The 26,517-nt window shown below is 67.7% G+C and carries 19 protein-coding genes; 2 read left to right on the top strand and 17 right to left on the bottom strand.

Annotated elements, in window-relative coordinates:
* Nucleotides 1–33: 33 nt before the first annotated feature.
* From V9K84_RS21115 to V9K84_RS21145, 7 genes are all read right to left on the bottom strand, one after another.
* Entirely contained in the window at nucleotides 34–339 is a 306-nt protein-coding gene (locus V9K84_RS21115; protein WP_088513895.1) for a hypothetical protein, read from the bottom strand.
* Nucleotides 340–343: 4 nt separating this feature from the next.
* Entirely contained in the window at nucleotides 344–958 is a 615-nt protein-coding gene (locus V9K84_RS21120) for a GAD-like domain-containing protein (RefSeq protein WP_043861310.1), read from the bottom strand.
* Nucleotides 958–10,038, bottom strand: coding sequence for a hemagglutinin repeat-containing protein (locus tag V9K84_RS21125; RefSeq protein WP_338792383.1), 9,081 nt, complete (start codon nucleotides 10,036–10,038; stop codon nucleotides 958–960). The genes V9K84_RS21120 and V9K84_RS21125 overlap by 1 nt, the downstream gene beginning before the upstream one ends.
* A 40-nt stretch (nucleotides 10,039–10,078) precedes the next feature.
* Nucleotides 10,079–10,597, bottom strand: coding sequence for a toxin-activating lysine-acyltransferase (locus V9K84_RS21130; RefSeq protein ID WP_088513897.1), 519 nt, complete (start codon nucleotides 10,595–10,597; stop codon nucleotides 10,079–10,081).
* A gap of 8 nt (nucleotides 10,598–10,605) precedes the next feature.
* On the bottom strand, nucleotides 10,606–12,378 hold the full coding sequence (locus V9K84_RS21135) for a ShlB/FhaC/HecB family hemolysin secretion/activation protein (RefSeq protein ID WP_054915887.1): 1,773 nt from the start codon (nucleotides 12,376–12,378) through the stop codon (nucleotides 10,606–10,608).
* Nucleotides 12,379–12,745: 367 nt separating this feature from the next.
* The gene (locus V9K84_RS21140) at nucleotides 12,746–14,743 is read right to left on the bottom strand and encodes a TonB-dependent receptor (RefSeq protein WP_256582752.1); all 1,998 of its coding nucleotides are present in this window, start codon (nucleotides 14,741–14,743) and stop codon (nucleotides 12,746–12,748) included.
* A gap of 58 nt (nucleotides 14,744–14,801) precedes the next feature.
* Nucleotides 14,802–16,220, bottom strand: a complete 1,419-nt coding sequence (locus V9K84_RS21145; protein ID WP_088513898.1) for a PLP-dependent aminotransferase family protein — start codon at nucleotides 16,218–16,220, stop codon at nucleotides 14,802–14,804.
* 124 nt (nucleotides 16,221–16,344) lie between these two features.
* Between V9K84_RS21145 and V9K84_RS21150 the strand changes: the two genes are divergently transcribed.
* Nucleotides 16,345–16,971, top strand: a complete 627-nt coding sequence (locus tag V9K84_RS21150; RefSeq protein WP_088513899.1) for a LysE family translocator — start codon at nucleotides 16,345–16,347, stop codon at nucleotides 16,969–16,971.
* A 104-nt stretch (nucleotides 16,972–17,075) separates the two neighbouring features.
* Complete coding sequence (locus V9K84_RS21155; RefSeq protein WP_043861317.1) at nucleotides 17,076–17,516, top strand: CBS domain-containing protein; 441 nt, start codon at nucleotides 17,076–17,078, stop codon at nucleotides 17,514–17,516.
* Between the two features lie 3 nt (nucleotides 17,517–17,519).
* Here the strand turns inward: V9K84_RS21155 and V9K84_RS21160 are convergent, their stop codons facing one another.
* The 10 genes from V9K84_RS21160 to V9K84_RS21205 all read right to left on the bottom strand — a co-directional run bounded on the left by V9K84_RS21160 (nucleotide 17,520) and on the right by V9K84_RS21205 (nucleotide 26,515).
* Complete coding sequence (locus V9K84_RS21160; RefSeq protein ID WP_054915884.1) at nucleotides 17,520–18,158, bottom strand: hypothetical protein; 639 nt, start codon at nucleotides 18,156–18,158, stop codon at nucleotides 17,520–17,522.
* A 69-nt stretch (nucleotides 18,159–18,227) separates the two neighbouring features.
* On the bottom strand, nucleotides 18,228–18,470 hold the full coding sequence (locus V9K84_RS21165) for a DUF2789 domain-containing protein (protein WP_043861319.1): 243 nt from the start codon (nucleotides 18,468–18,470) through the stop codon (nucleotides 18,228–18,230).
* A gap of 278 nt (nucleotides 18,471–18,748) precedes the next feature.
* Nucleotides 18,749–20,149, bottom strand: coding sequence for a TolC family protein (locus V9K84_RS21170; protein WP_043861320.1), 1,401 nt, complete (start codon nucleotides 20,147–20,149; stop codon nucleotides 18,749–18,751).
* Complete coding sequence (locus V9K84_RS21175) at nucleotides 20,146–21,021, bottom strand: HlyD family secretion protein (protein WP_088513900.1); 876 nt, start codon at nucleotides 21,019–21,021, stop codon at nucleotides 20,146–20,148. The genes V9K84_RS21170 and V9K84_RS21175 overlap by 4 nt, the downstream gene beginning before the upstream one ends.
* A complete protein-coding gene (locus V9K84_RS21180; protein ID WP_043861322.1) occupies nucleotides 21,018–21,230 on the bottom strand; it encodes a DUF1656 domain-containing protein in 213 nt (70 codons plus the stop codon). Before V9K84_RS21180 ends, V9K84_RS21175 begins: the two co-directional genes overlap by 4 nt.
* Nucleotides 21,227–23,317: an FUSC family protein gene (locus tag V9K84_RS21185; protein ID WP_088513901.1), complete on the bottom strand. Its 2,091-nt coding sequence runs from the start codon at nucleotides 23,315–23,317 to the stop codon at nucleotides 21,227–21,229. Before V9K84_RS21185 ends, V9K84_RS21180 begins: the two co-directional genes overlap by 4 nt.
* Nucleotides 23,314–23,766: a MarR family transcriptional regulator gene (locus V9K84_RS21190; protein WP_043861339.1), complete on the bottom strand. Its 453-nt coding sequence runs from the start codon at nucleotides 23,764–23,766 to the stop codon at nucleotides 23,314–23,316. The genes V9K84_RS21185 and V9K84_RS21190 overlap by 4 nt, the downstream gene beginning before the upstream one ends.
* Before the next feature lie 97 nt (nucleotides 23,767–23,863).
* The gene (locus tag V9K84_RS21195; protein ID WP_088513902.1) at nucleotides 23,864–24,676 is read right to left on the bottom strand and encodes a tetratricopeptide repeat protein; all 813 of its coding nucleotides are present in this window, start codon (nucleotides 24,674–24,676) and stop codon (nucleotides 23,864–23,866) included.
* A gap of 90 nt (nucleotides 24,677–24,766) precedes the next feature.
* Nucleotides 24,767–25,636, bottom strand: a complete 870-nt coding sequence (locus tag V9K84_RS21200) for an ABC transporter permease (protein ID WP_088513903.1) — start codon at nucleotides 25,634–25,636, stop codon at nucleotides 24,767–24,769.
* Between the two features lie 15 nt (nucleotides 25,637–25,651).
* Nucleotides 25,652–26,515 (bottom strand): ABC transporter ATP-binding protein, encoded by an 864-nt coding sequence (locus tag V9K84_RS21205; protein WP_043861326.1) that lies wholly within the window; start codon nucleotides 26,513–26,515, stop codon nucleotides 25,652–25,654.
* Nucleotides 26,516–26,517 lie beyond the last annotated feature (2 nt).

Consider the following 26,517-nt stretch of genomic DNA (forward strand, 5'->3'; position numbering starts at 1 on the left):
GATCAACCGCACAGGTGCGGGGCGCTGGAGAGTCTACAGGCAGTGCCGGAGGTTTTGGCAGGCGGTGCGGGCCTGTTCGTTCCACCAGGCCAGCGCCGCGGCCTTGAGCCGGCCTTCATCGCAGCCGCGCTGCGGCAACAGGTACAGGCTGCTGTCCAGCGAACCTGCCGCCAGCACCTGCTGCGCCCGCGCCTGCAAGGCATCGGCCTGGGCAAAGCCGGCAAAGATCTGCGCCAGCTCCGCGTCGCTGCCATGCTCCTTGAACAAGCCGAGAAAATGCGAGCTGTCGAGCACGACGCGACCTTCGCGGCACGCTATCCAGTCATCGAGCAGGGTCATGCGCTCAGCGACCGAACTGGCGAAGAATCGTCAGGTGCACATCCAGCTGCAGCTTGCGCAGGTTGCCCAGCACCGCCTTGCCGCCCATCACCAGCGCGGGCTCGAAGCCGTACAGCTCCTGCTCGCCCAGCGGGCCCAGGGCCTGCAGCGCACGCTCGAACAGGAACTCGCCATCGGCGTCCTCCATGTCGAAGTCCTCGCGCTCGACCATCGACAGGAACGACTGCAGCTCCAGGTCCGGGTTGCTGCAGGGCACGTTCTTTTCGCTGCTCATGGCGTACACGCGGTTGTACGCACACAGCACGATCAGCTTGCGGCCATAGGTTTCGCCCCATGCATAGAGGTCGCCAAAGGCCGTGCGGCCGATCACATGGTAGGTGTCCAGCTTCTCGAACTCGGTGCCTTGCAGCCACATGTCCAGCAGGTGCTGGTAGTCGTGCGGGTTGACCAGCCAGAACAGGCCGTCGGCATAGCTGCCCCACCCCTGCTCCTGCCAATACTCCAGCAGTTTGTCCGGCAGGCGGCCACGGTACTGCGCGATGCTTTCGGCCGGCACGGGCCGCTGATGGGCAGGTTCGCCCATGGCCTCGATAAACATCTCGAGAAATGCGTCCTTCATCACTGACTGGCTCCCCTGGCTAGCTCTAACCTGATGTTCAATTTGGCACTGCCGTTGCCCGCCTCCACCGCCTTGCGCACGGTCTCGTCCAGCAGCGGCAGCCGGCTCGACCAGCTGGCGCCGATCGACGAGTTGACGTTCGAATTGCCCATTCTAACAGGGTCGGGTTTTACCCACCCGCCAGCCACCATGTCGGGCTCGTGCAGTGCGGCCAGGTTCGACTTGATTTCCTTGGCCCGTGCCTTGGCCATCTGCGCCGCGACCTTGGGGTCGACGCCGTTGTTGACCAGGCCCTTCTGGATGTTCTCGGCCACGCTGCGCTCGAATTCGCGGCCGAACTTGCGTTGCAGCGCCACCGCGTCGGGGTTGCGCCCGGTGCTGTCGAACGCCTCGCGGGCGAACTTGAACTCGTCGGCGGTCATGTTGTTGATGGCGTCCTGCTGGGCCTGCAACTGCTTGTTGTATTCCTTGAGGTACGCCTGCTGCTCGGTGGGCGTCATCTCCTTGTAGCGCGGGTTGTCATAGGGGTTGAACTGCTTCACGGGCAGTTCGTCCAGGCGCTCGACGGTGGCCACGGTGCCCGCGCCCGCCGCCGGCTTGCCGGCAGGGGGCAGCTCGACCTTGGCCACCGGCGCTTCCTTGACCAGCACTTCGGCCTTGGCGGCCATTTTTTCCAGACCCGCCCGGCCCATCTTGATGCCGGTCTTGGCCAGCGTCACGCCGGCCTTGGCCGCGCCGCCCACGCCGGTGGCAATGCTGCCGGCCTGCCACACGATCTCGCCCAGGTCACGCCCCAGTTGCATGGCGTGCTCGTCACCGCCCACCTCCAGCGCCAGGGTCACGCGGTCGATCTTGGCGTTGAGTTCATCCACCACATCGGCGCCCAGCTTGTCGCGCGCCTCCTGGTTGGAAATCAGTTCCTTGATGCCCTTGAGGCCATCGATAGGGTGCGCGATGAACTGCGCCAGCCCCTCGATATCGTTGATGCCGGCCTCGACCAGGCCACGCCCCACGCCAACCTGGGTCAGCAGGTCCTGCTTCTTGCTGATGAAGCCCCACTTGGCAATGACCTTGAGCTCGTCCGCCAGGCCCTCGGCTTCCTTGAGCTCCTTCTTGGCCTGCACCAGTTGCTGGGTGGCCAGCCAGTTGTTGTCGGTGGCGGCGCCAGCGGCGGTGTTGGCGGTGGCGGCATCCAGGCCGGTGCTGGCGGCCAGCCCGGTGACCAGGCTGGTGATCAGGTTGCGCTTGGCTTCACGCTGCGCCTCGGACTCGTTGGGGCTGGCTTCGGAGAACAACCCGGTGAGCACGCTCGATGCCGCCGCCCCGGCCGCACCGCTGCCACAACTCTGGCTGCTGGCCGCCGCGCCCGCGCAGGCGAGGATGCCGTGCAGCGCCGCGTGTACCGGCGAGCCTTCGATAAGGCTGCCGTTGGCCACCAGCTCGCCGATATAGCCTGCGCCCTGCTGCTGCACGTAGTTGACCACCAGGCCCTGCATGAACGCCGTGTTGCCGGCGCTGATGTTGCCGCTGGCCGCGCCCACCAGCGCGGTGGTGATCTGCCGGTAGGTGCCGCCGGCGCCCCAGTTTTCGGCAATGCCGTCGGCCTGATGGCGCAGGTCGCTGGCCGCCAGCAGCAAGGCAGTACGCTCGCCGTCGCCCAGTTCCGGGTTGGCGGCCTTGGCTTCGGCCTCCTTGGCCTGGTTACGCTTGGCGTCGACTTCCTTGGCCTTGTTGTTGAGCAGGGTGCCCGCCTCGTTGGCGAACGCGCCGACGATCTCGAACCCGGCGCGAATCTGCTCCTCGTTGAAGATCGGCTTCAGCGCATTGCTGCCATCGCGGTCGCTGGACACGTCGCGGTTGAGGCTGGCTATGGCCTCGTCCACGCTCTTGCCGGTGCGTTTGTGCTGCTCGGCCGCATCGGTGATGACGATACTGCCACCACTGATACCGCTGCGGGTCACGCTGCTGGCGCTATCGCTGGCACTGATGGCGATCGGCATGCTCACACCGATGTCGTTCTCGTTTTTGGCAAGGTCGGTGCCAGGGGTTTGCGTGGCGCCGCTGGTGGCGTTGCCCTGCTGGTCCTTGCCGACCTCGCGGTAACCGCCGCCTAGGCTCAGGCTGCTGCCCTTGTACTCGGCCTCGTTCTTGATGTCGCGGCTGGTCAGGCTGGCGGTGACCAGGCGGTTGCTGCCGTCCTGCACGGCCTTGTCGCTGCTGGCGATCACTGCGCCCACCAGGTCGGTGTTGCCGGCCACGTAGATATCGAAGCCGCCGTCGCCGGCCTTGATCCCCGACTGCTCGGTGACGCTGGCGTACCTGGAGTCGATGTCGGTGGCGCCGAAGCTGCCGCTGGCACCACTGACCGAGCTCATGCCATAGCAGAACGGCGGAATGCACAGGCTGATACCCACGCCCAGGCTCTTCTCGTCCACGGTGTAGGTGCTGGTGTCCTGCAGGCTCTCGATGTTGAGGTTGCCGCCCACGTCCATCACCACCTGCTTGCCGCTGACCACCGCGCCCTTGAGGTTGGTGTCGCCGCCCGAAACCATGACCAGCTGGTTGCCGGCATCGATATGGGTGTTGGTATGGGTGAGGTCCTCGCCATCGGCTTCGCCGCGATTGCCCGACACCCCGAGGTCGAGGGTGAAGCCGTTGCGTGTGCCGCCCAGCGACAGGCCGATACCGACGCTGGCACTGCTGCCGGTGCTGTCGGTCTGCTGGGTGCTGGTGTTGGTGGCGGCCAGCAGGTTGATGTCGCCGTCGGCCAGCAGGCTGGCATTGTTGCCGGCCTTGATCTGGCTGCCGCGCACGGTGAGGGTGCTGTCCTCGTCGGCGCCGGTGGCGATCAGGCGCACGTCGTTGCCGGCGACGATGGTCGAGCCGGCAGCGGTATCGCTGTGCTGCTCGGTGGTGCTCTGGTTCTTCTTGGTGCCCAGCGACAGGCTCAGGTTGATCCCGCCCGCCGAACCCGGATCGGTGGCCACCGCGGTGGCCGCGTTGTTGGCCGCCAGTGCCGCGGTGGCCGCGGCCAGCGCCTTCATGCGTCCGTCTTCGGTCTTGTCCGAGGCCTGCTTCATCTGCTGGGTGGTCTGGATGGCGCTGATCACCGGGTTGGTCAGGGTCAGCGACACGCCGGTCTGCTTGAACAGGGTCTGACGCTCACGCTCGCTGGTGTTGCGCGCCTCGACGATGGCGATCTTCTCGGCACGGATATCCACGTCGCCCCTGGGCGCCATGACCTGGCTGCCGACCTGGCGATAGCTTTTGCCGGCCTCGATCAGCACGTCGCCTTCGGTGGAGCCGACGGTGCTGGCCACCGCGGTGGTGCTGGTGGTCATGTCCTTGACCCGCTGCTCCTGGGTGCCGACGGTCACGGCGATGCCACCACCGCTGAACAGGCCGCTGGTCTTCTCGGTCTTGTCGTGGCGCTCGCTGCGGCTGTCGCTGGCCGCCGCGATGTTGACGTCGTTGCCCGCCACCAGGATGGTCTGCTGGCTGGACACCACGTTGGCGCCCTGCAGGTTGATGTCGCGCCCGCCCTGCACGTAGGTGTGCTCGCCGCTGAGGGTCGAGCCCTGGGCGGTGGTTTCGCTGAGCGTGTCACGGGTGGTTCTGGTGGTCTTGGAGAACATGCCGTTGCCGCCAGTGACCTTGTGCGCCTCGTCGGCGAACTGGTAGTTCTGCCCGGCCATCAGGTTCACGTCGCGGCCGGCGTCGGCCATCACCATGCCCTGCTCGCTGCTGGCCTGGCTGGCGCGCAGGTTGATGTCCTGACCGGCCTTGAGGCTGACGTCGCCGGTGCCCTGCACATTGCTGCCCACCTCGGTGCGGCTGGCGTCCTTGCGCCAGTTGCTGCTGTTCCAGGTGATCGACTGCTGGTGCGACTCGGTGACGGTGGTCAGGTTCAGGTTGTTGCCGGCCACCAGTTGCGTACTGCCGTTGGCACCGGCGTTGACCACCTGGGCGCCGGCCAGGTTGATGTCGTTGCCGGCCGAGGCCGTGAGCGTACCGCCGGCGCCGCTGACGAGCAGCCCGGCCACCCGCGACAGGTTGCTGCGCGTGCCCTGCTCGCTGCTGCTGTCATGGGTGCTGGAGATGACGTTGAGGTCGTTGCCGGCGCTGATCGCCAGGCTGTCCACGGCGCCGATCAGGCCACCGAGGTTGTCGAGGTTCTCGCGTGCCTGCACCGACACCTTGTCGGCCTGGATACGCCCGCCGAGGTTCTCCACGTTCTGCGCGGTCAGCGCCAGGATGCTGCGCCCGCCGAGGCTGCCGCTGTTGCTCAGGGTGTCGTTCACGTCGAGCTTGAGCTGCTGGCCGGCCATCAACGCACCCGCGCCGTTGAGGTCGCCCTGCTGCACCCGCACGTACACCTGCGGCACCAGCACCCTGCGGGTTTCGCCGCCGGCCACGGTCACCTGTTTTTCCACCAGCCACACGATGTCGCTGGTCAGCTGGGCCATCTGCTCGGCGCTCAGCGCCACACCCGGCACCAGTTGCCAGGTTTTGGCCACGGTGACCGCGTTGTCGAGCAGCGCGCGGTACTGTTCCTCGTCGTTGGCATAGCCGTCGATGAAGCGCCGGCCAGTGAGCTGAGCGACCTGTTCGCGAATCAGCTTCTGTTCGTAGAAGCCGTCGCCCAGGCGTTGCAGGGTCTGCCCCGGGTCCAGGTGCAGCTGTTGCAGCATGTAGTCGGACGACAGCCAGTTGCGGTAGCCGGCAAAGCGCGGGTCGGTCTCCACCAGATAATTGCGCACCGCCTGCGGGTTGCTGTCGAACAGGCTGTTGCTCGGCAGGGTCAGCACCGGGCCGCCGGTGCGGATCTGCTCGCCGACGCCTTCGGCATCGAGCCCGGCCTGCGCCGCCACCTCGATGATCGGCGCCACCTGGTAGGCATTGGCGGCGGCGCTGTCCACCGCGCCGGCGCCGGCGGCCTGCTGGTCGCTCAGCTGGCTGGCATGGCCGCCGAGCTGGGTGCCGCTGCCGGTGACGGCGGCCAGCTCCTGCCATACGGTGGGCTGCAGCGAGATTTCCTGGATCAGCGGCGCGGGCACATAACCGGCCACGCGGGCGCCCTGGCGGTCGCGGCCCTTGCGCTGGATACGGTAGAAGTTGGTCACCGTGCCGCTGTCGGTGGTGACCTGCTGGCCCTTGAACTCGGTGTTCACCAGGCTGCCGATGGCGCCCTGCAGCAGGCCGCCGGCGATGATCCGGCTCTTGTCGTTGAGCACTTCGCCGGCGTTGATGACCAGGTTGCCACCGGCCAGGATCTGCCCCGGCGCCGAGGTGGCGATCTGGGTTTCGCGCACCACGCGGGTCACGTCGTAGCGGTTCCAGTTGTCCTTCTGGCCCTCGGGGGTGATCAGGTACTGCACTTCGTTGTGGCGGAACGTGACCTGGTCGGCCTGGTAGCGGTTGGGCGAGCCGGCCAGCTGGAATTCCTGGAAGCTCTGGCGGCTGATTTCCACGTCGCGGGTGCTGAAGTGGTTGTTGAGGTTGCGCAGGGTCTGCACGTCCAGCGCCATGTGCCCCAGCGACTCGATGGTGGCACTGGCGTTGGTCAGCAGCGCGGCGCGGCCGCTGGCGTGGTCGGCGTCATCCAGCGTGGCGCCGATGGCCATGTCGCCGGCACTGAAGATCAGCGCCGCTTCGCTGTTGTCGATCTGCGTGGCGCCGATGTCCAGGCGCGCACGGGCGGCGATGGCGCCGGAGCGGTCGCCCTCGTTGGCGTTGACCAGGGTGCCGGCAGCGATGCCCAGCTGGTCGCCGTAGATGCGACCGGTGCCCAGGTTGTACAGCACGCCGGTTTGCAGGCGTACCTTCTGGCCGTCGATCAGGCCACGGTTGGTCAGGCTCTGGTGGGCAGTGATGCGCACCTGGTCGGCACTGATTTCACCCTCGGCGCGGTTGTCCAGGGTACTGGCGTCGAGCAGCATGGAGCGGCCGGCCAGCAGCTTGCCGCTGTTGTTCAGCGCACCGCCGGTCTGCACGTCGAGGGTGCCGTTGGCCTGCAGCAGGCCACTGAGTTCAAGGCCTGCGAGCAGGCGCAGGGTCAGGTCGCCCAGGCTCACGGCCTGACCGTTGCCACTGTAGTAGGCGGCGTTCAGGCTCAGCGACTGGCCGGCCAGCAGGCGCCCGTCGAGGTTGCTGATGCTCTGGCGGCGCGCAGCGGGGTCACGGTCGGTAATGTTCAGGTGCTGGCTGGAGCTGATCAGCCCGCCCGCGTTGTCCAGCAGTTGGCTGACGCCGATGTCCAGCGTGGTGTCGGCGCGAATCACACCGGCCTGGTTGCCCAGCACGTCGGACTCAAGGCGCAGGGCGTGCCCTTGCAGGCCCTGGTTGTCGGCCTGGGTGGCGTTGTTGGCGAGGGTGCTGGTCGACACATGCAGCAAACCGGCGGAGCGGATCAGGCCCCCCTGGTTGTCCACACGTTCGGCCGATGCCACGTCGATGGCGCCCAGCGCCTGGATCTGCCCGGCCTGGTTGTTCAGCCGCAGGCCCTGCACCTGCACACTGTCGGCGCCGACGATGCGCCCGCCGGCGTTGGTCACGTCGGCGGCCAGCAGTTGCATCGCGCCCTTGGCCGAGACGTAACCGCCGGCGTTGCTCAGGTGCGCGCTGTGAATCTCCAGCGCACCCTGGCTGATGATGCCCTTGCCGCTGCCATCGTCGAGGTTGACCAGTGCCTGTTCGCCGGTATCGATGTACAGCCTGCCCTGGGACTGGATCAGCCCGCCGGCGTTTTCCAGGCGCCCGCTGCGCAGATCCAGGGTGCTGCGCGCATCCAGGGTGCCCTGGGCGTTCTGCAGCAGTTGGCCATTGCTGTTCAGGTTGAGTGCCAGGCCGCTGATCACGCCGCCACTGTTGTCGATACCCTGAGCGTTCACCACGATGTCGCCCGCCGCTTCCAGGCGCCCGCCCACGTTGCCCAGCTGGCTGTCGCGGGCAGTCAGCAGCAGGGCGCCCTGTACCGAGCCGACCGTACCGCCGCTGTTGTTCAGGTGCGCCGCAGTCAGCGTCATCTGGCGGGTCGCGGCGAAGGTGCCGGCGGTGTTGAACAGCTCGCCAGCGCCCGCAAACAGTGTGCCGCCGGCGCTCACGGTGCCGCTGCGGTTGTCCAGCGTGCCGGCGTTGAACACGCCGTTGCCGCTGGCCGCAAGGGTGCCGCCGGTGTTGTCGAGCAGGCCCTGGGTGGTGACCGCAAGGCTGCCGCCCTGGGTGGCCAGGACCTTGCCGCCGCGGTTGGACAGGGTGTCGGCCTCGATCGATACGTCCTTGCCCTGAGCCACGCCGGCGTCGAGCTGTACCTGGCCGGCCTTGACCTGCAGGGTGCCGGTGCTGACCAGCGTGCCCTGCGCGCTGTCGAGCGTCGTGGCAGTCAACTGCAGGGTGCCGGCGCCGGCATGCTCGACGCGGCCCTGGGTGTTGACCACGGTGGCGGCGCTGAGCGTGGCATGGGTCGCGTTGCTGGCGATGCGGCCACTGCGGTTGTCGAGGGTGCCGTCGACCTTGATCGAGGTGCTGCCCTTGCCGCTCTGGGTCAGCTCGCCGCCCACGTTCGACAGCTCGCCGGCGCGTACTTGCAGGTTGCCCGCCACCACCTTGGCGGCGTCGCTGCGCAGGGTCTGGCGGGCGGTGGCACTGAGGGTCTTGCTGGCATCGACGCTGGCGTTGGCGAGGTTGATGTCGCCGCCGGTGAGGGTGATGTTGCCGGCCACGTTACGGCTGGCGCTCAGGTCGACATCGCCTGCACTGACCTGCAGGTCGCCGCCGGCCAGGTGTTCGCCGTGGGCCTGCACGCGCTGCGCGGTGAGGGTCAGGTTGCCGGCCTTGCCCAGCTTGCCGCTCTCGTCCAGCCCGGCAGCCAGTGCCGAGCCCTTGCTGCTGGTGATGGTCGACTGCGCACCGGTCGCCTTGAGTTCGACATTGGCCTGGCTGGCCAGGGTGCCACTGTTGTTCAGGTCGCCGGCGCTGCTCAGTTGCAGGTCGCCCTTGGCATAGACCGTGCCGCTGTTGTCGACCCCGCCCTTGGCGGCGACGCGGGTGGCGCCGGCACTGCTGAGGGTGCCGCTATTGAGCAGCTTGCCGTCGGCGCTGATCACCACTTCGCCGGCGCCGGCACCGATCGTGCCGGCGTTGCGCACGCCCACACCGCCCTCGGTGCCCACCAGCATGATCTTGCCGGCGTACATGCCGCCGAGCTTGGCCACGTCGATGGCGACTGCGGGGGCCTCCTCGTCGCTGCCTGCCAGCCGGGTTGCGCGGGTATTGTCGGCGTTGACCTGGTTGCGCCCGGCGGTGACTTTCAGGTCCTTGGCCCAGATGCCGGCGTTGACCTGCACGCTCTGCGCGATCAGGTCGGTGTAGTCGGCGTCGGCGCTGTCCAGGCCCTTGCCCTGGATGCTGAGGGTACCGCCCTTGACCTGGTAGCCGGTGATGCGGCCGTTCTCAAGCTGCGCCTGGCCGGTGGTCAGGGTGGCGCGGTTGGCGTTGATGAACCCGCAGCCGTCGCAGGTGACGCCGGCCGGGTTGGCGATCACCACCTGGGCGCGTTGACCGGCCACTTCCACATAGCCGCGCAACTGGCTGGGGTTGCTGGCGTTGACCTCGTTGAGGATCACCCGCGCACTGCCCTTGCTCAGGTTGCCGTTGCCCTGGATCCAGCCACCCAGCTGGGTCTGGCTGGCCTTGACGCCGTTGTTGAGGATGACCCCGCGCTTGTCCACGTCGAACTGGCTGTAGGTATTGCGCGACACGCCGGCGGCGCTGGGGGCGGTGATGTTCACCTGCGGCGTGCCGTTGGCACTCTGGCCCACGTTCGGGCGCTGGGCTGCTGGCGCGCGCCCATCGGCAACCACCCCGGCGGCCCAGGAAGGGGCAGCGTCCAGCGCCACCAGGCCGAGGGCGAGCATCATTGCGAAACGCAGGCGGCCCAGTTCGGCCAGTGTGCCGGCCGAGCCGGCCACGGGCCCGGTGGTGGTGCCCGGCGCCTTGCCCTGGCTGGCGACGTTCTCGGCAACCACCATCAGCAGCCCGCGAGCCTTGTTGAAAACGATACGGTAGAGATGCTTGTTCATTGCAATTCCATTTGCGGTGCCAGACCGCCAGAAGTCAGGGTTACGCTGTGAGTTCCAGCGGGTGAGCGGCAAACCAGGCCTTGGCCTGTTCGGGAATCACGCCGATCCCCAGGTGCGTCTTGACCCGCAGGCCGCGCACTTCGCCCTGGTGGTCGAGGGCGCGCATGCAGCGGTTGGGGAACAGCTGGCGCTGCACCAGGCGCGCCAGCGTTGCCGCATGCCCGAACGGGGCGACGAAGTCGTTTATCCACAGGCGTTCGCCGCTGTTCCAGTCGGCATCGGCCATCTCAACAGGCGAGCGCTGGATGTAGCGCTGCTCGGCGGCGCCGTCGAGGTTGAGCCAGGACAGGTAGAACACCGGCTTGCCGGCCTCGCTGCCGAGCACGAACTGGCGGTGCTTGAGCGCCGGCAGCAACAGGGTGGCCAGGCTGTGCAGCGGTGCGTCGCGGTGAGCTGTGGAGTGCATCCACAGCCAGGTGGCCGAGCCCAGTACGGTGGCCTCGCTCCAGGGCTCGTCGAAGAGCCCGGGGGCGATGATGTCGAAGCGATCGATACGCATGGCGGGCCTCAGAACGACAAAGAGACAGTGAAGGCACTGGTGATGTTGGCCGTTTCGAAACCGTCGGGCTTCTTCAGCGGCGTACCCCAGGACCAGTCATACGACAGCGCCTTGTAGCCGCCGCGCACCCCTACCACGGCACCGGCCAGGCGCTTGCCCACCAGGTACTCGCTGGAGTGGCCGCTGACTTCGCCGTAGTCGACGCCGGTGTACAGCTCCTGGCCGGTATCGCCCAGGGCCAGGCCGATCTCGTTGCGCAGGGTCCAGCCGCGTTCGGCCGAGAGGATGTTCTCGCCGTCGAAGCCGCGCACGGTGTAGCGCCCGCCGATGGAGAAGCGGTCCTGCGGCACCAGCGCCGAGCGGTTCCACTGCGCGCGCCAGCCACCGATGTAGCGCATACGCTGGTTATAGGCGATGAAGGGCACCTGCAGCTGGGCATCGGCACTGATGATCTTGGAGCGCGAGGTGCCTTCGCCGGTGAGTTCTTCTGGCGCCTGCAATGCGCCGTGGGCACCGGTGCCGCGACGGTAGCCCGCGCTCAGGTCGAGGGTGGAGGCGCCGATGAATTCGCGGTGGCTCAGGCCGGCTTCCCAGCCGGCCATGCGCCGGCGCTGCAGCTGGATTTCAGTGTCGTCGATGAAGTTTTCCGAGGTACGCGTCCACAGGCTGCCCCAGGCCGTGGTCTTGCGCACCGCATCGCGGTACAGCAGGCGCGACAGGCGCAGCTCGTTGTTGCGGGTTTCGCCGCGATACTGGTAGGTCTCGTTCTCGCCGGCCACCTGCTGGTGGTAGTCGTACTCGCTGGTGGTGAAGCCCAGCAGCCAGTAGCCGAACGGCAGCGAGTAGTGCAGCGTGTTGCCCTTGGAGCCGCGATTGCCCGACTCGCCGCCGCCCAGGTCGTGGGTGGCGCTGGCGTAGAACAGGTCGTTGAGCGAGAGGATGTTGTCCAGCGACAACGCCAGGTTGCCCTGGTACTTGCCGGTGGTCTTGCTGCCGGAGTTATCCACAGACAGGCTGAGCCGCGCCGGGAAGGCCTGGCGCCAGGCGATCACGATGTCGCTCTCGCCGGGGCCGGCGTCGCGGGCCTGGGCCGGGGCGATCTGGATGTCGGCTTCGGCGGTGGGTACGCGCTTGAAGTTCTCCAGGGCCTGTTCGATGTCGCGCAGGTTGAGCAGGTCGCCCGAGTGCGCCGGCAGCGCGTTCCAGGCATTGGCGCGCGAGCTGGTGCCTTCGGCGAAGCGGATGTCGCGGATACGCCCGGGAATCAGGGTCAGGGTCAGTTCGCCGCTGTTGAGGTCCTGGGCCTGGGCCAGCACGCGGGTGGTGACGTAGCCTTTTTCGATGATCGCGTTCTGGATGCGCTTCATGGTCAGGTTGATGCCCGCGCTGCCCAGGCAGCGCCCGGTGGCCGGGTCATCCTTGGGGTTGGCGGCGCGCAGCGCCCACTGGAAGCGCTCGGCCGCATCGCCCACCAGGCGCAGTTGGCGGATGGGGAAGCACGGGGTTTCGTTGGCGGGCAGGCGGCCGTCGCCTTCATCGGCCAGCGGTGCTTCGAGGCGCACGTCGGGGCGTGCTTCGAGCTGCTCGCGCTGCACCCGCTCGCGGTCGCGCTGGCGCAGCAGCTCGGCATTCGGGTCGGCGGCGTGTGCGGCGGTGCCGGCACCGGCGGCCCAGGCAGCGAGGGCCAGCAGCAGTGCGGCAGCGGGAGTGGGGCGCGAGGTGCTGACGAAGCAGTGGGCAACACGTGTCGTCAACGCCCGGCAATGGGCGATCGGCAGCATGGCACATCCTTGTGGGCCGGAATTCTTGGGGGAGTGTTATCGGGGGGCGGAGCGTTGTGCGCGGCTGAATGTTCAAGCCTGCTGGGAGGGACGGTGATTTGTCCTACAACCTCTTCCGCACCGCTCTGACGGGGATATCGCGAGAAAGTTGCAACGGGGTGTGGGAAACGTGATGGGGTTCAAGGTTTTGCAGGGGATGGCACCAGATGTGCCCTCACAAGGTGCCAGCCGCTGCTTCTGCGGCGATCATCAGATCGAGCGCCGCCCGCGCGGCGTTTCGCCGGCAAGGCCGGCTCCTGCATCGATTGCAACGCGCCATGGCCTGCAGGATCGGCGGTGCCAGCCTTGTTCGCTCGGCGTCAGGTCTTCAGAAGCTCGCGCGGATGCCCGCGTACAAGGTCCGACCTGGGCCCGGCTCGTAGTAACGGGCGCCTGTGTCGTTGATGCGCAGGTTGTCGTAGTAACGCCGGTCAGTCAGGTTATCCACACCCACGTACGGTTCCAGCTCCTGGCCCTGAAGCTTGAGTACCGTGCCCACGCGCAGGTTGAACAAGGCATTGCCCGCCACCCGCGCCTCATTGGCGTTGTCCGCATACTGCGGGCCATAGGCGTTCATGTTGACCCGTGCATAGAACGCATCCGACTCGTAGCCCACCTCGGTGAACAAGATCTGCCGGGGAATGCCCGGCAGACGGTTGTCGTCATAGCCCTCGAAACGGGTGTAGTGGTAGTCGTTGTAGCTGTAGGCCATCGACAGGCGCCAGTTATCCACAGGCCGGTATTCGCCACTCAACTCGAAGCCGTCACGCCGCGATTTGCCGGCGTTGCTGTAGGTGTTGCCGCGGTCGGTGCTCTGCGCCACCAGTTCGTCCTTGAGCAGGATGCTGTACACCACCGCCTCCAGGCGCAGGTCGTCCCACTCGCCCTTCACACCCAGCTCGCGGGTCAGCGCCCGCGCCGGTTGCAGCCCGGTGTTGAAGCCGCCTGCGGTCGGGTTGCTCAGTTCGTTGAGGGTGGGGGTCTCGAACGAGGTGGCCACCCGTGCATACGCCATGGTGTGCTCGGTAAGGCGGTAGCTCAGGCCGGCACTGTAGTTGAAGTCTTCGAAACGCTGCGCATCGGAGGCGTCGCCGTCGCTCGGGAAGCGGTCGTCGACCGACTGGCGCGTGGCGTCATAGCGTCCGCCCAGGGTCAGTTGCAGACGCTCGGTGAGGTCGATGCTGTCCTGCACGTACAGCCCATAGCCACCGGCCTTTTCGCGTTGACGCAGGGTGAGGTTGCCGGTGTGACCACCGACTTCGTTGTTGTGCCGCTCGCGGTCGTCGCGCTGCTGCTCGATGTCGATGCCGGTGGTGAGCTGATGACCCAGGCCGAACCAGTTGGCCAGGTGCGTGTACTGCCCGCCGACACCGGCAAACAGGCGTTCGTAGGTGGTCTGCCCGCCCGCGCGCAGCGGCAGCCGGTTGCCGAAGTCACGCCGGCCCAGCCAGGTACGCAGCTGGTAGCTGTCGGTGTCGCTCAGCTGGCTGGTCCAGTTGACCGCCAGGCGTTGCTGGTTCATCTGTTCGTCGGAGTCGAACAGCAGGCTCTGCGGGCGCGCCTGGCTGCGCTTGTCACGCACCTGCGCGAGGGTCAGGGCGCCAGGGTCTTCGGAGCGGTTGTCGAGGGCCTGGAAGGTTACCCCCAGCACGCCGGCATCGGCCTGCCAGCGCAGCTTGCCGGTGAGGTTGCGCGCTTCGGAGGCGGCGTGATCGCGGTAGCCGTCCATGTTGGTGACGTTGAGCGCCAGCAACCCGCCAAGGTTGCCGGAGGTGCCACTGGTTTCGGCACGCACGCGGCGATAGCCGTCGGCACCACCACCCACGTCCACGAGGGTGCGCGGCTCCAGCGAGGGCTCGCGGGTGGTGATCGCCAGTACGCCGCCGGCACCGTTGCCGTACAGGGTGGAGGCCGAGCCGCGGATCACTTCGATGTTTTCCACCAGGCTCAGGTCGACACCGTCCATCTCGGTCTGGCCATCGGGCATGGTCAACGGCACGCCGTCGACCAGTACGCGGATGCCGCGCATGCCGAAGCTGGAGCGGGCACCAAAGCCGCGAATCGACAGGCGCATGCCCTGGGCCATGTTGTAGCGGCTTTGCGGCACCGCGCCGGGCACCGCCATCAGCAGGCTGTCGAGGGTCAGCATCTGTTCGCCGGGCTTGTCGGCGACGCTCACCGAGCTGACGGCGGCCGGGGTCTGCAACCATTCGGAGGTCACGCGGGTGGAGGTGACTTCCAGCGGCGCCAGGTCGACACTGTCGGCGCTCGCGGAGCCCGCGCCAAGCAACAGGAAGGTGAGGACGGTGGGCCGCCTTGGCAACATGGTGACTCCTTGAAGGTGGCCGCCGGCTACACACTGTGCCGACGTTTTTGGGGGTTCGTTATAACGCAGATGCCGGGTCGGCAAAACTGTCCAATAGTACCGCCAGCTCCGACCATAGCTGCGGGTCGTCGCTGCAGGCGACGTTGAAGCGCATGCACTGCAACAGGCCGGGCTCGGGGCCGAACAGGCTGCCCGGCCCCAGCAGCACATCCCGCGCCAGGCCTGCACGGGCCAGGGCCTGGGCGTCGCAACCGGGGGGCAGCCGCACCCAGATGAACAGGCCGCCGGCATACCCCTGCAGCGGCTCGCAGCCCAGCGCCCGCAGGCGCTGCTCGACGCGCCCGGCCGCCTCCTGCAGGCGCAGTTGCAGGCGCTTGCGGTGCTTGTCGTAGCTGCCATCGGTAAGCAACTGGTCGACCACCTGCTCCAGCAGTTCGGAGGTAATGCCGCCGCTCATCAGCTTCATGTGGGTGAGGCTGGCGGCCAGTTGCGGCGCGGCCACCACATAGCTGACCCGGGCGTTGGCGCTGAGGGTCTTGGAGAACCCGGACAGGTACGTCACCTGCTCCAGGCCCGCCAGCGCCGCCAGGCGGGCCGGCGCCTGCGGGTGCAGGTCGGCGTAGAGGTCATCCTCGATGACATGGCAGTCGTACTGGCGCGCCAGCTGCAACAGCGCGAACGCCTGGCCTGCAGTGAACGAGTGCCCGGTGGGGTTGTGCAGCACGCTGGTGGTCAGGTACAGCCTGGGCCGGTGCTGCGCCAGCAGCTGTTCGAAACGCGCCAGGTCGAGGCCCTCGGCGGTGCGCTGCACGGTGACGATGCGCGCGCCGTGCAGGGCCAGGTTGGCGTGGAAGTTGAAATAGCACGGGCTGTCGAGCACCACGCAATCGCCCGGGCGCAGCATCACCCGCAGCAGCATGTCCAGCGCCTGCACGGTGTTGCTGGTGGTGACGATCTGCTCCAGCGGCGCGGCGATGCCCTGGCCGAGCAGGCGCGTCTGCAGGGTCTGGCGCAGCGCCAGGTAACCGGCCGGCGTGCCGTAGCCGCCAATGCGCAGGCGCGTGGAGCGGGCCACGGCGCGCAATGCCTGGCGCAGGTTGCCGGGCTCCAGCCAGTCGGGCGGCAGGTGCCCGCTGCCGGGGCGCAGGCTGTTGTCATCGGCCAGCAGCGAGCGGCGCAGCACGCTGGCCAGGTCCTGCGGCAGCCAGTCGGTGTCGCCCCCCGGCACCCTCGGCGCGTGACGGCTGGCGACAAAGTGCCCGCGGCCCTGGCTGGAGGTGATCAGGTTGCGGGCACGCAGGCGGTCCAGCGCTTCGATCACGGTGAACTTGCTCACGCCCAGTTGCGCGGTCAGTTCGCGCACCGGCGGCAGGCGACTGCCCGCCGGCAGCTCGCCGGCCTCGATGGCACGCGCCCAGGCTTCGGCGATCTGCTGGACCTTGGGTGTTCCGGGGCAGAACTCGATGAAGGGCAGCATGCAGGTCTCCACAGGTTTACCGGTAATCCTACCAGTAAAGTCGGGTGCGATTGCCCGCTGCTTGGCCTGCCCGCAGCGTGGCCCGCGCTCTAGACTGCGGCCTTTGCACTGTGAGCACTGCCCCATGAGCCTCGGCCTGACGCCCTCCTCTTTCGGTTACTTCGTGGTGTTCTGCGCCAGCATGACCTTCAGCCCCGGGCCGATGACCCTGCTGTTGCTGAGCCTGGGCCTCAAGGCCGGCCTGCGCCAGTCGCTGCCGGCGCAACTGGGCGCCAGCGTGGCCTACCTGCTGTCGATTCTGGTGTTTGCACTGGGCTTTTCGGCGCTGATCCAGGGCTACCCGCTGGTGCGCCAGCTGACCCAGGCCCTGGGGGTCGCGTATGTGCTGTACCTGGCCTGGCGGCAGTGGACCAGTACCGGGCTGGCGCTGGGCGATAGCGGCGGGCCGGCGCTGGAGGGTTTCCGGGCGCTGTTCGCCAGGGGCCTGCTGACCGGGCTGTCGAATCCCAAGAGCATCCTAATGTTCAGCGCGGTGTTCCCGCAGTTTGCCAGCCACACCCGCGACATCGCCGTACTCGGCCTGACCTTCCTGCTGCTGCAATTTGCCAGCGGCTGCCTGTACTGCTATTTCGGCCAGCGCATCCGTCATGTGCTGCAGCAGCCGGCGCGTCGGCGCCTGCTGCAACGGGCCACGGCGGTGCTGCTGACAGGCGTGGCGTTGATGCTGATGCGCGGTTTCGACGGAGCATGACGTTTTTCAATCGGCCCCATGGCGTTTTCAACCTTGCCGAGTGGGCATCCGTGCACGATTCTTAGGGGATAGGCATCGCCGCTTATCCACCGCCGAGGCTGCACATGAAAACCGTGAAAGAGCTGCTCAATACCAAAGAAGAAAAACACCATGCGGTACACACCATCAGGTCGCACCAGACGGTGCTCGAGGCGCTGATGGTGATGGGCGAGAAGAACGTCGGCGCCTTGCCGGTGGTCGATGACGGCCAGGTGGTCGGGATCATCAGCGAGCGTGACTACGCCCGCAAGATGGTGCTCAAGGGGCGTTCGTCGGTGGGCACGCCGGTACGCGACATCATGAGCGCACCGGTGGTCACGGTAGACCCGCACCAGAGCGTGGAGGTGTGCATGAACCTGATGACCAACAGCCATCTGCGCCATCTGCCGGTGGTGGAGAACGGCCAGCTGATCGGTCTGCTGTCGATTGGCGACCTGGTCAAGGCGGCGATTGCCGAACAGGCCAACCTGATCCTGCAACTGGAGCAGTACATCCGCGGCGAATGAACCTCAGCGGTATTCGCCCTCCAGCTCGTCGAGCTGGTGGTCGAAGCTGCGCAGGCGCGCCGACCAGGTGTACACCAGCACTTCGAGGTCGCGGTTGAGCACGGCGCTGCCGCGCCCGGCACTCTGCTGCGAGTCGCACAGGTCGAGCTGGTAGCGTTCGCGGGCCATGGCCGTGGCCACGCTGGAAAGTTCGCGGGCGTTGTTCAGCCAGTAGCGGTGGCGCCCGCGGGTCTGCTGGTCGAGCTGCTGGCACTGGCGCTTGAGGGCTTCGAGGCTCTGTTCGAGCGGGGTGCCTTCAAGCTCGCCCATCACTTCCTGAAAAGTGCGCCCCGGCTGCCAGTAGCTGCCCCAGAAGTAGCGGTCGAATACGGTTTCGACCCGGCGCAGGGCAACCTTGGTGTTCCAGATGGCCACCAGGGTGCGGCCCTGCTCTAGCTGGCGCTTGCGCACCTTGAGCTGCTGCCAGCTGCTCCAGGCCAGGGCCGTGAGGGCCAGCGCCGCAATCACGGCGGCGGCCGCGTACATGAAGTGCATGGCCTCCACCAGCTGGTAGAGCTGGCGAACGCCGTAGAAGTAGCCGGTGCTCAGCAGGCCCAGGGCGGTCACGGCCGCCCAGAAGCCGGGTGCGTAGGGATCTTTCATTGGCGCCATCCCCTTATTGTTTTTCTGAGCATAGCAACGCCAACTGCAGGTACAGGTGCCGCTCAGCGCTTATTTGCGGGGATTGCGCAGCGCCTCGTTGAGCTGGTCGAACTGAACGGCCCAGTCGGCATCCTCCAGAATCGCCTCCTTGAGGAATTCGCGCTGTGCCGGCGTCCAGAACGGCGCATCCACCAGCTTGATGTCGCCCTTGAGCGGCGAGTGGCTGGTGATGAACTGGTCGATGCCTTTGGGATCATCGGGCAGGCCAAGCTGCTTGAACAGGGCGCTAAAGCTGTGGGTAGGTGCTTCCATGGGTCACTCCTTCTGGGCGTCAGGCCGGGTTGAATGAGGTAGACAGCGCACAGGTCGTTCGAGGTCAGTCGGGTTGGCGTTTAATTTCACCGCCGGTCCCGACCGCTGGAGTTTAGTCGCTGCAGTTGCGGTACATGCAGACGTTCCGATGCCGATGGCGTCGCTCGAGGGTGGGTGGGGGCCGCTTTGCGGCCCAATCGCGGGTCAAGCCCGCTCCCACAAGGATCACCGCTGCCCATGTGGGAGCGGGCCAGAATGGCCCTGCAAGATAGCGGTTGCTACCAGCCGCCGCCCAGCGCCAGGAACAAGCCGATCTGCCCCATCGCGACCTGGGTATTGGCCGCCGCCAGCTGCGCACGCATGTCGGTGTAGGTGCGCGTGGCCTGCAGGTCGGCCAGGAACGATTCACGCCCGGCCTTGAAGAACCGGTGGGTCTGGTCGGCCGCCAGTTGCGCCGAGCGCTCGGCCTCGGCCAGCGCGTCGCGCCGGTCAAGCAGCGCGCTGTACTGCGCCAGGCTGGTCTGGGTCTCGCGGATGGCGTTGAGCACCACCCCGTCGAAATGCGCCAGCGCCGCCTGGGTCGAGGCCTCGGCCTGACGAATGCGTGCCCGCGAACCATTGGTGGGCACGGTCCAGGTCAGCAGCGGACCAAAGCCCCAGCGGTTGGTCGCCGGCTTGCCCAGGTTCTCGAGGATGCCGATGGTGCCCACCTGCGCGCCGATGCTGATGTCCGGGTACAGTTGCCCGGTGGCCACGCCGATGCCGGCAGTGGCCGCCGCCAGGCTGCGTTCGGCCTGGCGGATGTCGGGGCGGCGCTTGAGCAGCGCGGCGCCATCGCCCACCGGCACACGTTGCGCGATGTGCGGCAGCTCGGCGCAGTGCGCGGTACCCGCCGGCAGTTGCTCGACCGGCTTGGCCAGCAGCATCGACAAGGTGTACAGGCCCGCCTCGCGCATGGCCTGGTAACGCGGCAGTTCGGCGCGCAGCGACTTGAACTGGGTCTCGGTGCGCGTCACCTGGGTTTCGTCACCGCGCCCGGCATCGCGCAGGCGCTGGGTGAGGGTCACGCTCTGCTCCTGCAGGTCCAGCGAGGCCCGTGCGATGTGGTACTCCTCGTTGGCCGCGCACACCTGGGTGTAGGCCCGCACCACATCCGCCACCAGGGTGATGCGGGCGGTGTCGGCGGCAGCCTGGGTGGCGTCGGCGTGGGCCTGAGCGGCCTCGACGCCGCGCTTGAGCGTGCCCCACAGGTCGAACTGGTACGAGGCGCTGAGGATCGCCTCGCCGATGTTGGCCACCGGCACCTTGTCGGGTTGCAGAAAGGCTTCGCCGGACTCCTGCAGGCGCTGCGCACCCAGCTTGACCCCGCCATTGAACCCGCCCTGGGCCTCGGCCTCCTCGACCTGTGCCCGCGCCCGCGCGATGTTCGCCGCGGCCACGCGCAGTTCGGTGTTGGCGGCCAGCGCCTGGTTGACCAGCGCGTCGAGACGCGGGTCCTGGTAGAGGTGCCACCAGTTGGCGGGCACCGGCGCCGAGACCACGCTATCGGCGTCGCTGCGCAGCGCGCCCTGCAGGTCGCCGCGATTGACCGCCGCCTCCTTGGGCACGCTGTAGTCGGGCCCGACCATCTGGCAGGCCGACAGCAGCAACCCTGCGCCCAGCAGCGCAAAGCGTTTCATCGGGCGGCATCCTCGATGATCGACACCGTGGCAGTACGCCCGGCGATCATGCGAAAGTTTTCCGGCACCTCGTCGAATGCGATGCGCACCGGTATGCGCTGCGCCAGGCGCACCCAGCTGAAGGCCGGGTTGACGTTGGGCAGCAGGTTGGCGCCACTGCTGCGGTCACGGTCCTCGATGCCTGCGGCGATGCTCTGCACGCGACCGCGCAGGCGCGCGTCGTCGCCCATCACGCGGATATCCACGGCCTGGCCGATATGGATGCCGCCCAGCTTGGTCTCTTCGAAATAGCCATCGACGTGGTAGGAGTTGCTGTCGACCACCGACAGCACCGGGCGCCCGGCGCTGACGAACTCGTGGGCGCGCGGGGCGCGGTCGTTGAGGTAGCCGTCGACCGGGCTGCGTACCACCGAACGGTCGAGGTTCAGCTGCGCCGCGTCCACCGCCACCTGCGCCTCGGCCAGGGCCGATTGCGCGCGGGCCTGGCGCGACTGGCTTTCTTCGAGCTGCTCCTGCGCCACCAGGTTGCCCAGGCCACGGTTGCGGCGCGCCTCGCGCTGCGCCTGGGCCAGGGTTTCACGGCGCTCGGCCAGGGTCGCCTGGGCCTGGCGCAGAGCCAGGTGAAAGCGGTCCTGGTCGATGCTGAACAGCAAGTCGCCGCGCTTGACCACCTGGTTGTCGCGTACCGACACCTGCTGGATCAGCCCGGACACATCGGGGGCGATCTGGATCACGTCGGCGCGGATGTGGCCGTCGCGGGTCCAGGGGGCGAACATGTAGTACAGCACCATCTGCCACACCAGCACGGTTGCCAGCGTTACCACCAGCAGGGTCAGGACCACGCGGCCCAGGGTCAGTAAGGGTTTTTTCATGGCAGCATCAGGCTTCGGCAAAAGTGGTCGACCGTGCCCAGCAGCACGGCGTAGAGAGCAACGTTGAACAGCGCCCGGTGCCAGACCAGGCGGTAGAAGTGCAGGCGCGTGAGTACCGCGTGCACCCCCAGGAACAGCACATAGGTGAACACCATCATCACCAGCAGCGTGGGCAGAAATACCCCGCTGATATCCAGTTCACCGATCACAGGGGGGCTCCATCGATGCCGTAGGGCAGTTGCGGTTGATCGTCGGACGGTTCCAGCACCACCTCCACCCCCGGCAGCAGCGCCAGGCGCAGGCCGCTCAGGGCATGCAGCAGGTGCACGCGGGTTTCCCCGCAGTCGGCCATGGCCTCAAGGTTCAGGGCATGACGCGCACGCTCCATGCTGCGCAGCAGGTCGGCCGGCGCATGCAGGCGGCGGCGGGCCTTGAGGCACGCCTGAAAGTGCGCACCCACCTCAGCGATCACCTGCGCCAGCGCCGCCTGTGCCGGCGGCGTGGCCCGTGGCATGTAGGCCAGCAGGTCGAGCAGGTTGAGCCCCACGCGCAGGTCGCGCAGCGCGCTGTTGGTGTCCTGGCCGGTCTGGGTCAGGCGCGGCAGGTGCTGCATCAGGCGGTCGAGCATCTGCACGCCGAGGCGCCGGTGTTCGGCCAGGCTGGCCGGGCGGGTCATGCCGACGATGTCGTGCCAGCTGAAGCGGGTCAGGCGCTTGGCCGCCAGCTCCACGCCGAACGGGCGCACCACCAGGGTCCAGATGAAGGCGAACAGCAACCCCACCGGGCCGGCCAGGTTGGCGTTGGCAAAGGTCAGGAAGTCCGCGTCGTAGGCGCCCTGGATGCTGATGAACGAGGCGGTGTTGACGATGGTGAGCAAGGTGCCCAGGTAGAAGCGCGGCTGCACGGTGAGGGTGCCGACGCAGATGAACGGCACGGCGAACGCCAGTACCAGCATCGGGAAGTCATGCAGGTTGGGCAGCACCAGGAACAGGTAGAGGCTGGCGAACACCACCGACAGGGTGGTCCAGAAGAAGAACCGGTAGATCTGCGGCGCGGGATCGTCCATGGCCGCGAAGAAACTGCACGCCACCGCCGCGAGGATCACGGCGCTGGCGCCGTCGGGCCAGCCGAGCAGTATCCACAGCGCGGTGGCGGCGAGGATCGCGGTGAAGGTGGAGAACACCGAGTAGAGCATCAGCCCACGGTCGAAGAACGGCGTCAGGCGGCCCAGGCGCCAGTGCCGGTACACCGCGCGCCAGGGCGACAGGTCTTCGTCGCGGATGGCGTGCTGCAGGCTGCAGCAGTCCTGCCACAGGTCGATCCATTCGCCCAGCCGGTAGAGGGCATTGGACAGCAGCAGGCCGGGGCGCTCGTCGAGGGCGGCGACACTCGGTTGCAGGCGTTCGAGCTGCTCGCGCAGGGCCGTCCAGCGCGCCACCGAGGCGTCTTCGGCGCTGGCCTGCAACCAGCTGCGGGCCTGCTCCAGCAAGCCTTGCAGTTGCGCCGCCTGGGCCGGGGCGCGGCCTTCGAGGGCCAGCAGCGCGTCGTCGAGGGCGTCGATCACCGGGAACAGGTGGATCATGCGCCCGCGCAGCTCGCGGGCATTCTTGACCGTCTGCGGCCGCGCGCCCTCGTGGGACAGCTGGCCGATCATCATCTCCAGCGAGTTGAAGGTGGTGACCATCGAGGCGCGCAGCCCGCCCACGGTTTCGGGCGTGGCCTGGCGGGCAAGAAAGGTGTCGCAGTAGCGGATCGCCTCGGCGAACCAGTTGCCGGTGGCGCCGACCACCACCGGGGTGAGCCGGCGCGGCCAGAAGATCGCCCCGACCACCGCCGCGCAGACGATGCCCAGGCAGATTTCCTGGGCCCGCGAGGAGGCGATGTCGAATACCGCCAGCGGGTTGTCCACCACCGGCAGGGCGATCATCGGCAGGGTGTAGCCGGCCAGCATCAGCGCGTAGCTGTTGGCGGTGCGCAGGTGCAGCGAGAGAAACAGCAGGGTGCCGGTCCACAGGGCGATGGCGCAGGTGAGCAGCACCGGGGTCTGTACCAGCAGCGGCACCAGGAACACCGCCCCCGCCGCGCCCAGCAGTGTACCCAGGGCGCGGTACAGGGCCTTGGAGCTGGTGGGCCCGACGAACGGGCTGGAGACGATGTAGACCGTGGCCATCGCCCAGTAGGGGCGCGGCAGTTGCATGAGCAGGGCGATGTACAGGGCGATCATCGACGCGGCGAAGGTGCGCACGCCGTAGAACCAGTCCCGCGCCGGCGGCATGGAGCTGAAGAAGTCCTTCATGAAGGCACGCCCGGCGAGCGCTGCGCGGCGTCTTCGAAGGCGCGCACCACGCGCAGCGCCGCTTCGAGGTCGGCGGGCGGGATGTCGTGCAGCACCTGGCGGCGCAGGCGCACCAGCTCGGCCTCGATCGCCTCGGCCAGCTCGCGCCCGCGCGGGGTCAGGCTCAGGGCCTTGGCGCGGCGGTCACCGGGGGCTTCGCTGCGGCATACGAAACCGGCGCTGCACAGCTGGTCGAGCAGGCGCACCAGCGACGGGCTTTCAAGCCCTGCGGCCTGGGCTACCGCCACCTGGTGCACGCCATCGCCCAGGCGCACGATCATCAGCAGTGGTACCGCGCAGGCTTCGGAGATGCCGTAGCCGACCAGCGTGGCCTGGCAGATGCGCCGCCAGTGACGGCTGGCCGCGACCATGCCGCTGCTGATGTTCAGTTGCAGTGCATCAAGATTCATGGGCAAGGTGTCGAGATTCATAGTTTGCTAACTATCAATGTTCTTCGATCAACGCCCCGGGCGTCAATAGCGGCAATGCGGCATCCGTCGGCCGAGGTCAGCGCCGGTACTGGTCTTCGTGTTTCAGGGTCAGCGCCCGCGGGCTGCCCAGGCTGATCGCCCGGTCGCGCCAGAACAGGTAGCGCATGGGGTTGCCGGCCACGCTGAAATGCATGGCCAGTTCCTCGGCCGCCGGCATCACCCCCGCTGCGGCCGCCAGCTCCAGCCAGTACACGGCGAGCCTGGCATCGGCCCGCACCTGCTGGCCATGCAGGAGGCGGTAGCCGATCTCGAACCGGCAGCGCCCATCGCCGCGCTGGGCGCCCTGCATGAACCAGTCGTAGGCGCGCTGCGGATCGACCTGCCAGGTTTGCAGGTGGGTATCGCAGATCTCTTCTTCGTAGAGGTCGCCCAGCGCCGCGGCGGCTTCGTCCAGGCCGCGCTCGAACGCCTGCCGGTAGCACTCGGCGGCGCTGGCGTAGGCGATGGTCACGCCCTTGCCGAAATAGTGCTGCTGGCCCAGGTTGTACCAGGCCACCGCACTGCCCTGCAGCGCCGCCATGCGCAGCAGGCGCCCGGCCAGGGCCGGTTCGGCACGCCAGTACTTGCCGTTGAGCCATACCCAGCCGAGGTCGTTGAGCGCCACCACGCTGCCATCCAGGGCCTGCTGGCGCAGGTCGGCATACACCGCCTGCAGGTCGACGGCTTCGTCCAGGCGGTTGACCAGGCAGAAGCCCCTGCCGAGCACCGCACGCTGGGCCGGCATGCCGATGCCGGCCGTGTGGCGCTGGGTCTGCCCCCCCGGATCGGGGGCGATCACCCTGGGCAACAGCCGCGCGAGCAGTGGGTAGATGGTGCTGGCAGCAGACAACGGTTCATCCCTGACTGACCGGTGGGTGGCCCATGCCACCCTGTGAGGCAAGCCTAGACAAGGACACGCACTTTTGTCGCCCCGATGCGCTCAGCGCTGCATGCCCCAGCGCCGTACTGTGACGCGCTCGAGGGTATTGAACACCAGGCTCTCGACCAGCAGGCCGATGAGAATCACCACGGCCAGGCCGGCGAACACCTTGTCGGTGTACAGCTCGTTGCGGTTCTGGAAGATGTACCAGCCCAGCCCGCCCTTGCCGCTGGTGGCACCGAACACCAGTTCGGCGGCGATCAGGGTACGCCAGGCGAATGCCCAGCCGATCTTGAGCCCCGACAGGATCGACGGCAGCGCCGCCGGAATCAGGATGTGCACCACCAGACGCAAGCCGCGCAGCCCGTAGTTGCGCCCGGCCATGCGCAAGGTTTCGGACACACCCATGAAGCCGGCATAGGTGTTGAGCGCCAGCGCCCACAGCACCGAGTGCACCAGCACGAAGATCAGGCTGTTGTCGCCCAGGCCGAACCACAGCAGCGCCAGCGGCAGCAGGGCAATGGCCGGCAGCGGGTTGAACATCGAGGTCAGGCTGCTGAGCAGGTCGCGGCCGAACTGGGTCGACACGGCGAGGCTGGTGAGCCCGAAGGCCAGCACGATGCCCAGCAGGTAGCCCTTGAGCAGCACCACCAGCGACACCCCGACCTTGGCCGGCAGTTCGCCGCTGAGCAGGCCGTCGTACAGCGCCGCGGCGGTTTGCAGGAAGCTGGGCAGCAACAGGTCGTTGCCCTGATAGCGCGCCACGGCCTCCCAGGCCAGCGCCAGCAGGATCAGGATCAGGCTCTTGCGCAGCCAGCCCTGTTGCCACAGGCGCTGGCCCAGGGGCAGCTCGCGTTCCAGCGGTACGCTGAGCAGGGGTTCAAGGGTGACTTCGTACTCCTGACGCGGAGCCGGTGCAGAGGTGGTCATCGGTGGGGCTCCCGGTCAGTAGGCGATGCGGATGTCGGTGAAATCCAGGGCGGCGTCCTGCTCGGCGGCGGCATCATCGTCGAACAGCAGACGATGGATGCGCCGCGCGCTGGCCTGGAAGTCGGCAGCGCCCAGGCTGTGCAGGTCGTACTGGTGACTGTGGATCTCGGCGCGCACGCGCCCCGGGTGCGGCGACAGCAGCAGGATGCGGTTGCCCACCACCAGCGCCTCCTCGATGGAGTGGGTGACGAACAGCAGAGTGAAGCGCACCTCCTCCCACAACAGCAGCAGTTCTTCCTGCATCTTGCGCCGGGTCAACGCGTCGAGGGCGGCAAAGGGTTCGTCCATGAGCAGGATCTTGGGCTGCATGGCCAGCGCCCGGGCGATGGCCACGCGCGCCTTCATGCCGCCGGAGAGGGTGTGCGGGTACGCATCGGCAAATGCCGCCAGGCCGACCTTGTCCAGGTAATGCAGGGCGCGCTGTTCGGCCTCGGCGCGCTTGAGCGTGCCGGAGGCCAGCAGCGGGAACATCACGTTCTGCCTGACGGTTTTCCACGGCGGCAGCTGGTCGAACTCCTGGAACACCACGATGCGGTCCGGGCCCGGCCCGTGCACCGGCTGGCCCTGCAGGCGGATCGCGCCCTCACGGGGCTCGATGAAGCCGGCCACGGCCTTGAGCAAGGTCGACTTGCCGCAACCGGAGGGGCCGAGCAGGACGAAACGGTCGGCCTTGTCCACTTCGAAGCTGACCTGGTGGGTGGCCCGCACCACGCGCTGGGCGGTGCGGTATTCGAGGCTGAGGTTGTCCACCTGCAGCAGCGCCGGTGCGCTCACGGGGCTCAGGTTGCTGGCCGTGTGGCCTGGCAAGCGGGCGGTCATGC

Origin of the sequence: Pseudomonas sp. AE27, from assembly GCF_037113495.1 — a bacterium.
Classification (GTDB): domain Bacteria; phylum Pseudomonadota; class Gammaproteobacteria; order Pseudomonadales; family Pseudomonadaceae; genus Aquipseudomonas; species Aquipseudomonas palmensis.

Excerpts from the sequence above, each read along its gene's own strand:
- V9K84_RS21115 (WP_088513895.1), bottom strand. The coding sequence starts at position 339 with ATGACCCTGCTCGATGACTGGATAGCGTGCCGCGAAGGTCGCGTCGTG.
- V9K84_RS21120 (WP_043861310.1), bottom strand. The coding sequence starts at position 958 with ATGAAGGACGCATTTCTCGAGATGTTTATCGAGGCCATGGGCGAACCT.
- V9K84_RS21125 (WP_338792383.1), bottom strand. The coding sequence starts at position 10,038 with ATGAACAAGCATCTCTACCGTATCGTTTTCAACAAGGCTCGCGGGCTG.
- V9K84_RS21130 (WP_088513897.1), bottom strand. The coding sequence starts at position 10,597 with ATGCGTATCGATCGCTTCGACATCATCGCCCCCGGGCTCTTCGACGAG.
- V9K84_RS21135 (WP_054915887.1), bottom strand. The coding sequence starts at position 12,378 with ATGCTGCCGATCGCCCATTGCCGGGCGTTGACGACACGTGTTGCCCAC.
- V9K84_RS21140 (WP_256582752.1), bottom strand. The coding sequence starts at position 14,743 with ATGTTGCCAAGGCGGCCCACCGTCCTCACCTTCCTGTTGCTTGGCGCG.
- V9K84_RS21145 (WP_088513898.1), bottom strand. The coding sequence starts at position 16,220 with ATGCTGCCCTTCATCGAGTTCTGCCCCGGAACACCCAAGGTCCAGCAG.
- V9K84_RS21150 (WP_088513899.1), top strand. The coding sequence starts at position 16,345 with ATGAGCCTCGGCCTGACGCCCTCCTCTTTCGGTTACTTCGTGGTGTTC.
- V9K84_RS21155 (WP_043861317.1), top strand. The coding sequence starts at position 17,076 with ATGAAAACCGTGAAAGAGCTGCTCAATACCAAAGAAGAAAAACACCAT.
- V9K84_RS21160 (WP_054915884.1), bottom strand. The coding sequence starts at position 18,158 with ATGAAAGATCCCTACGCACCCGGCTTCTGGGCGGCCGTGACCGCCCTG.
- V9K84_RS21165 (WP_043861319.1), bottom strand. The coding sequence starts at position 18,470 with ATGGAAGCACCTACCCACAGCTTTAGCGCCCTGTTCAAGCAGCTTGGC.
- V9K84_RS21170 (WP_043861320.1), bottom strand. The coding sequence starts at position 20,149 with ATGAAACGCTTTGCGCTGCTGGGCGCAGGGTTGCTGCTGTCGGCCTGC.
- V9K84_RS21175 (WP_088513900.1), bottom strand. The coding sequence starts at position 21,021 with ATGAAAAAACCCTTACTGACCCTGGGCCGCGTGGTCCTGACCCTGCTG.
- V9K84_RS21185 (WP_088513901.1), bottom strand. The coding sequence starts at position 23,317 with ATGAAGGACTTCTTCAGCTCCATGCCGCCGGCGCGGGACTGGTTCTAC.
- V9K84_RS21190 (WP_043861339.1), bottom strand. The coding sequence starts at position 23,766 with ATGAATCTTGATGCACTGCAACTGAACATCAGCAGCGGCATGGTCGCG.
- V9K84_RS21200 (WP_088513903.1), bottom strand. The coding sequence starts at position 25,636 with ATGACCACCTCTGCACCGGCTCCGCGTCAGGAGTACGAAGTCACCCTT.
- V9K84_RS21205 (WP_043861326.1), bottom strand. The coding sequence starts at position 26,515 with ATGACCGCCCGCTTGCCAGGCCACACGGCCAGCAACCTGAGCCCCGTG.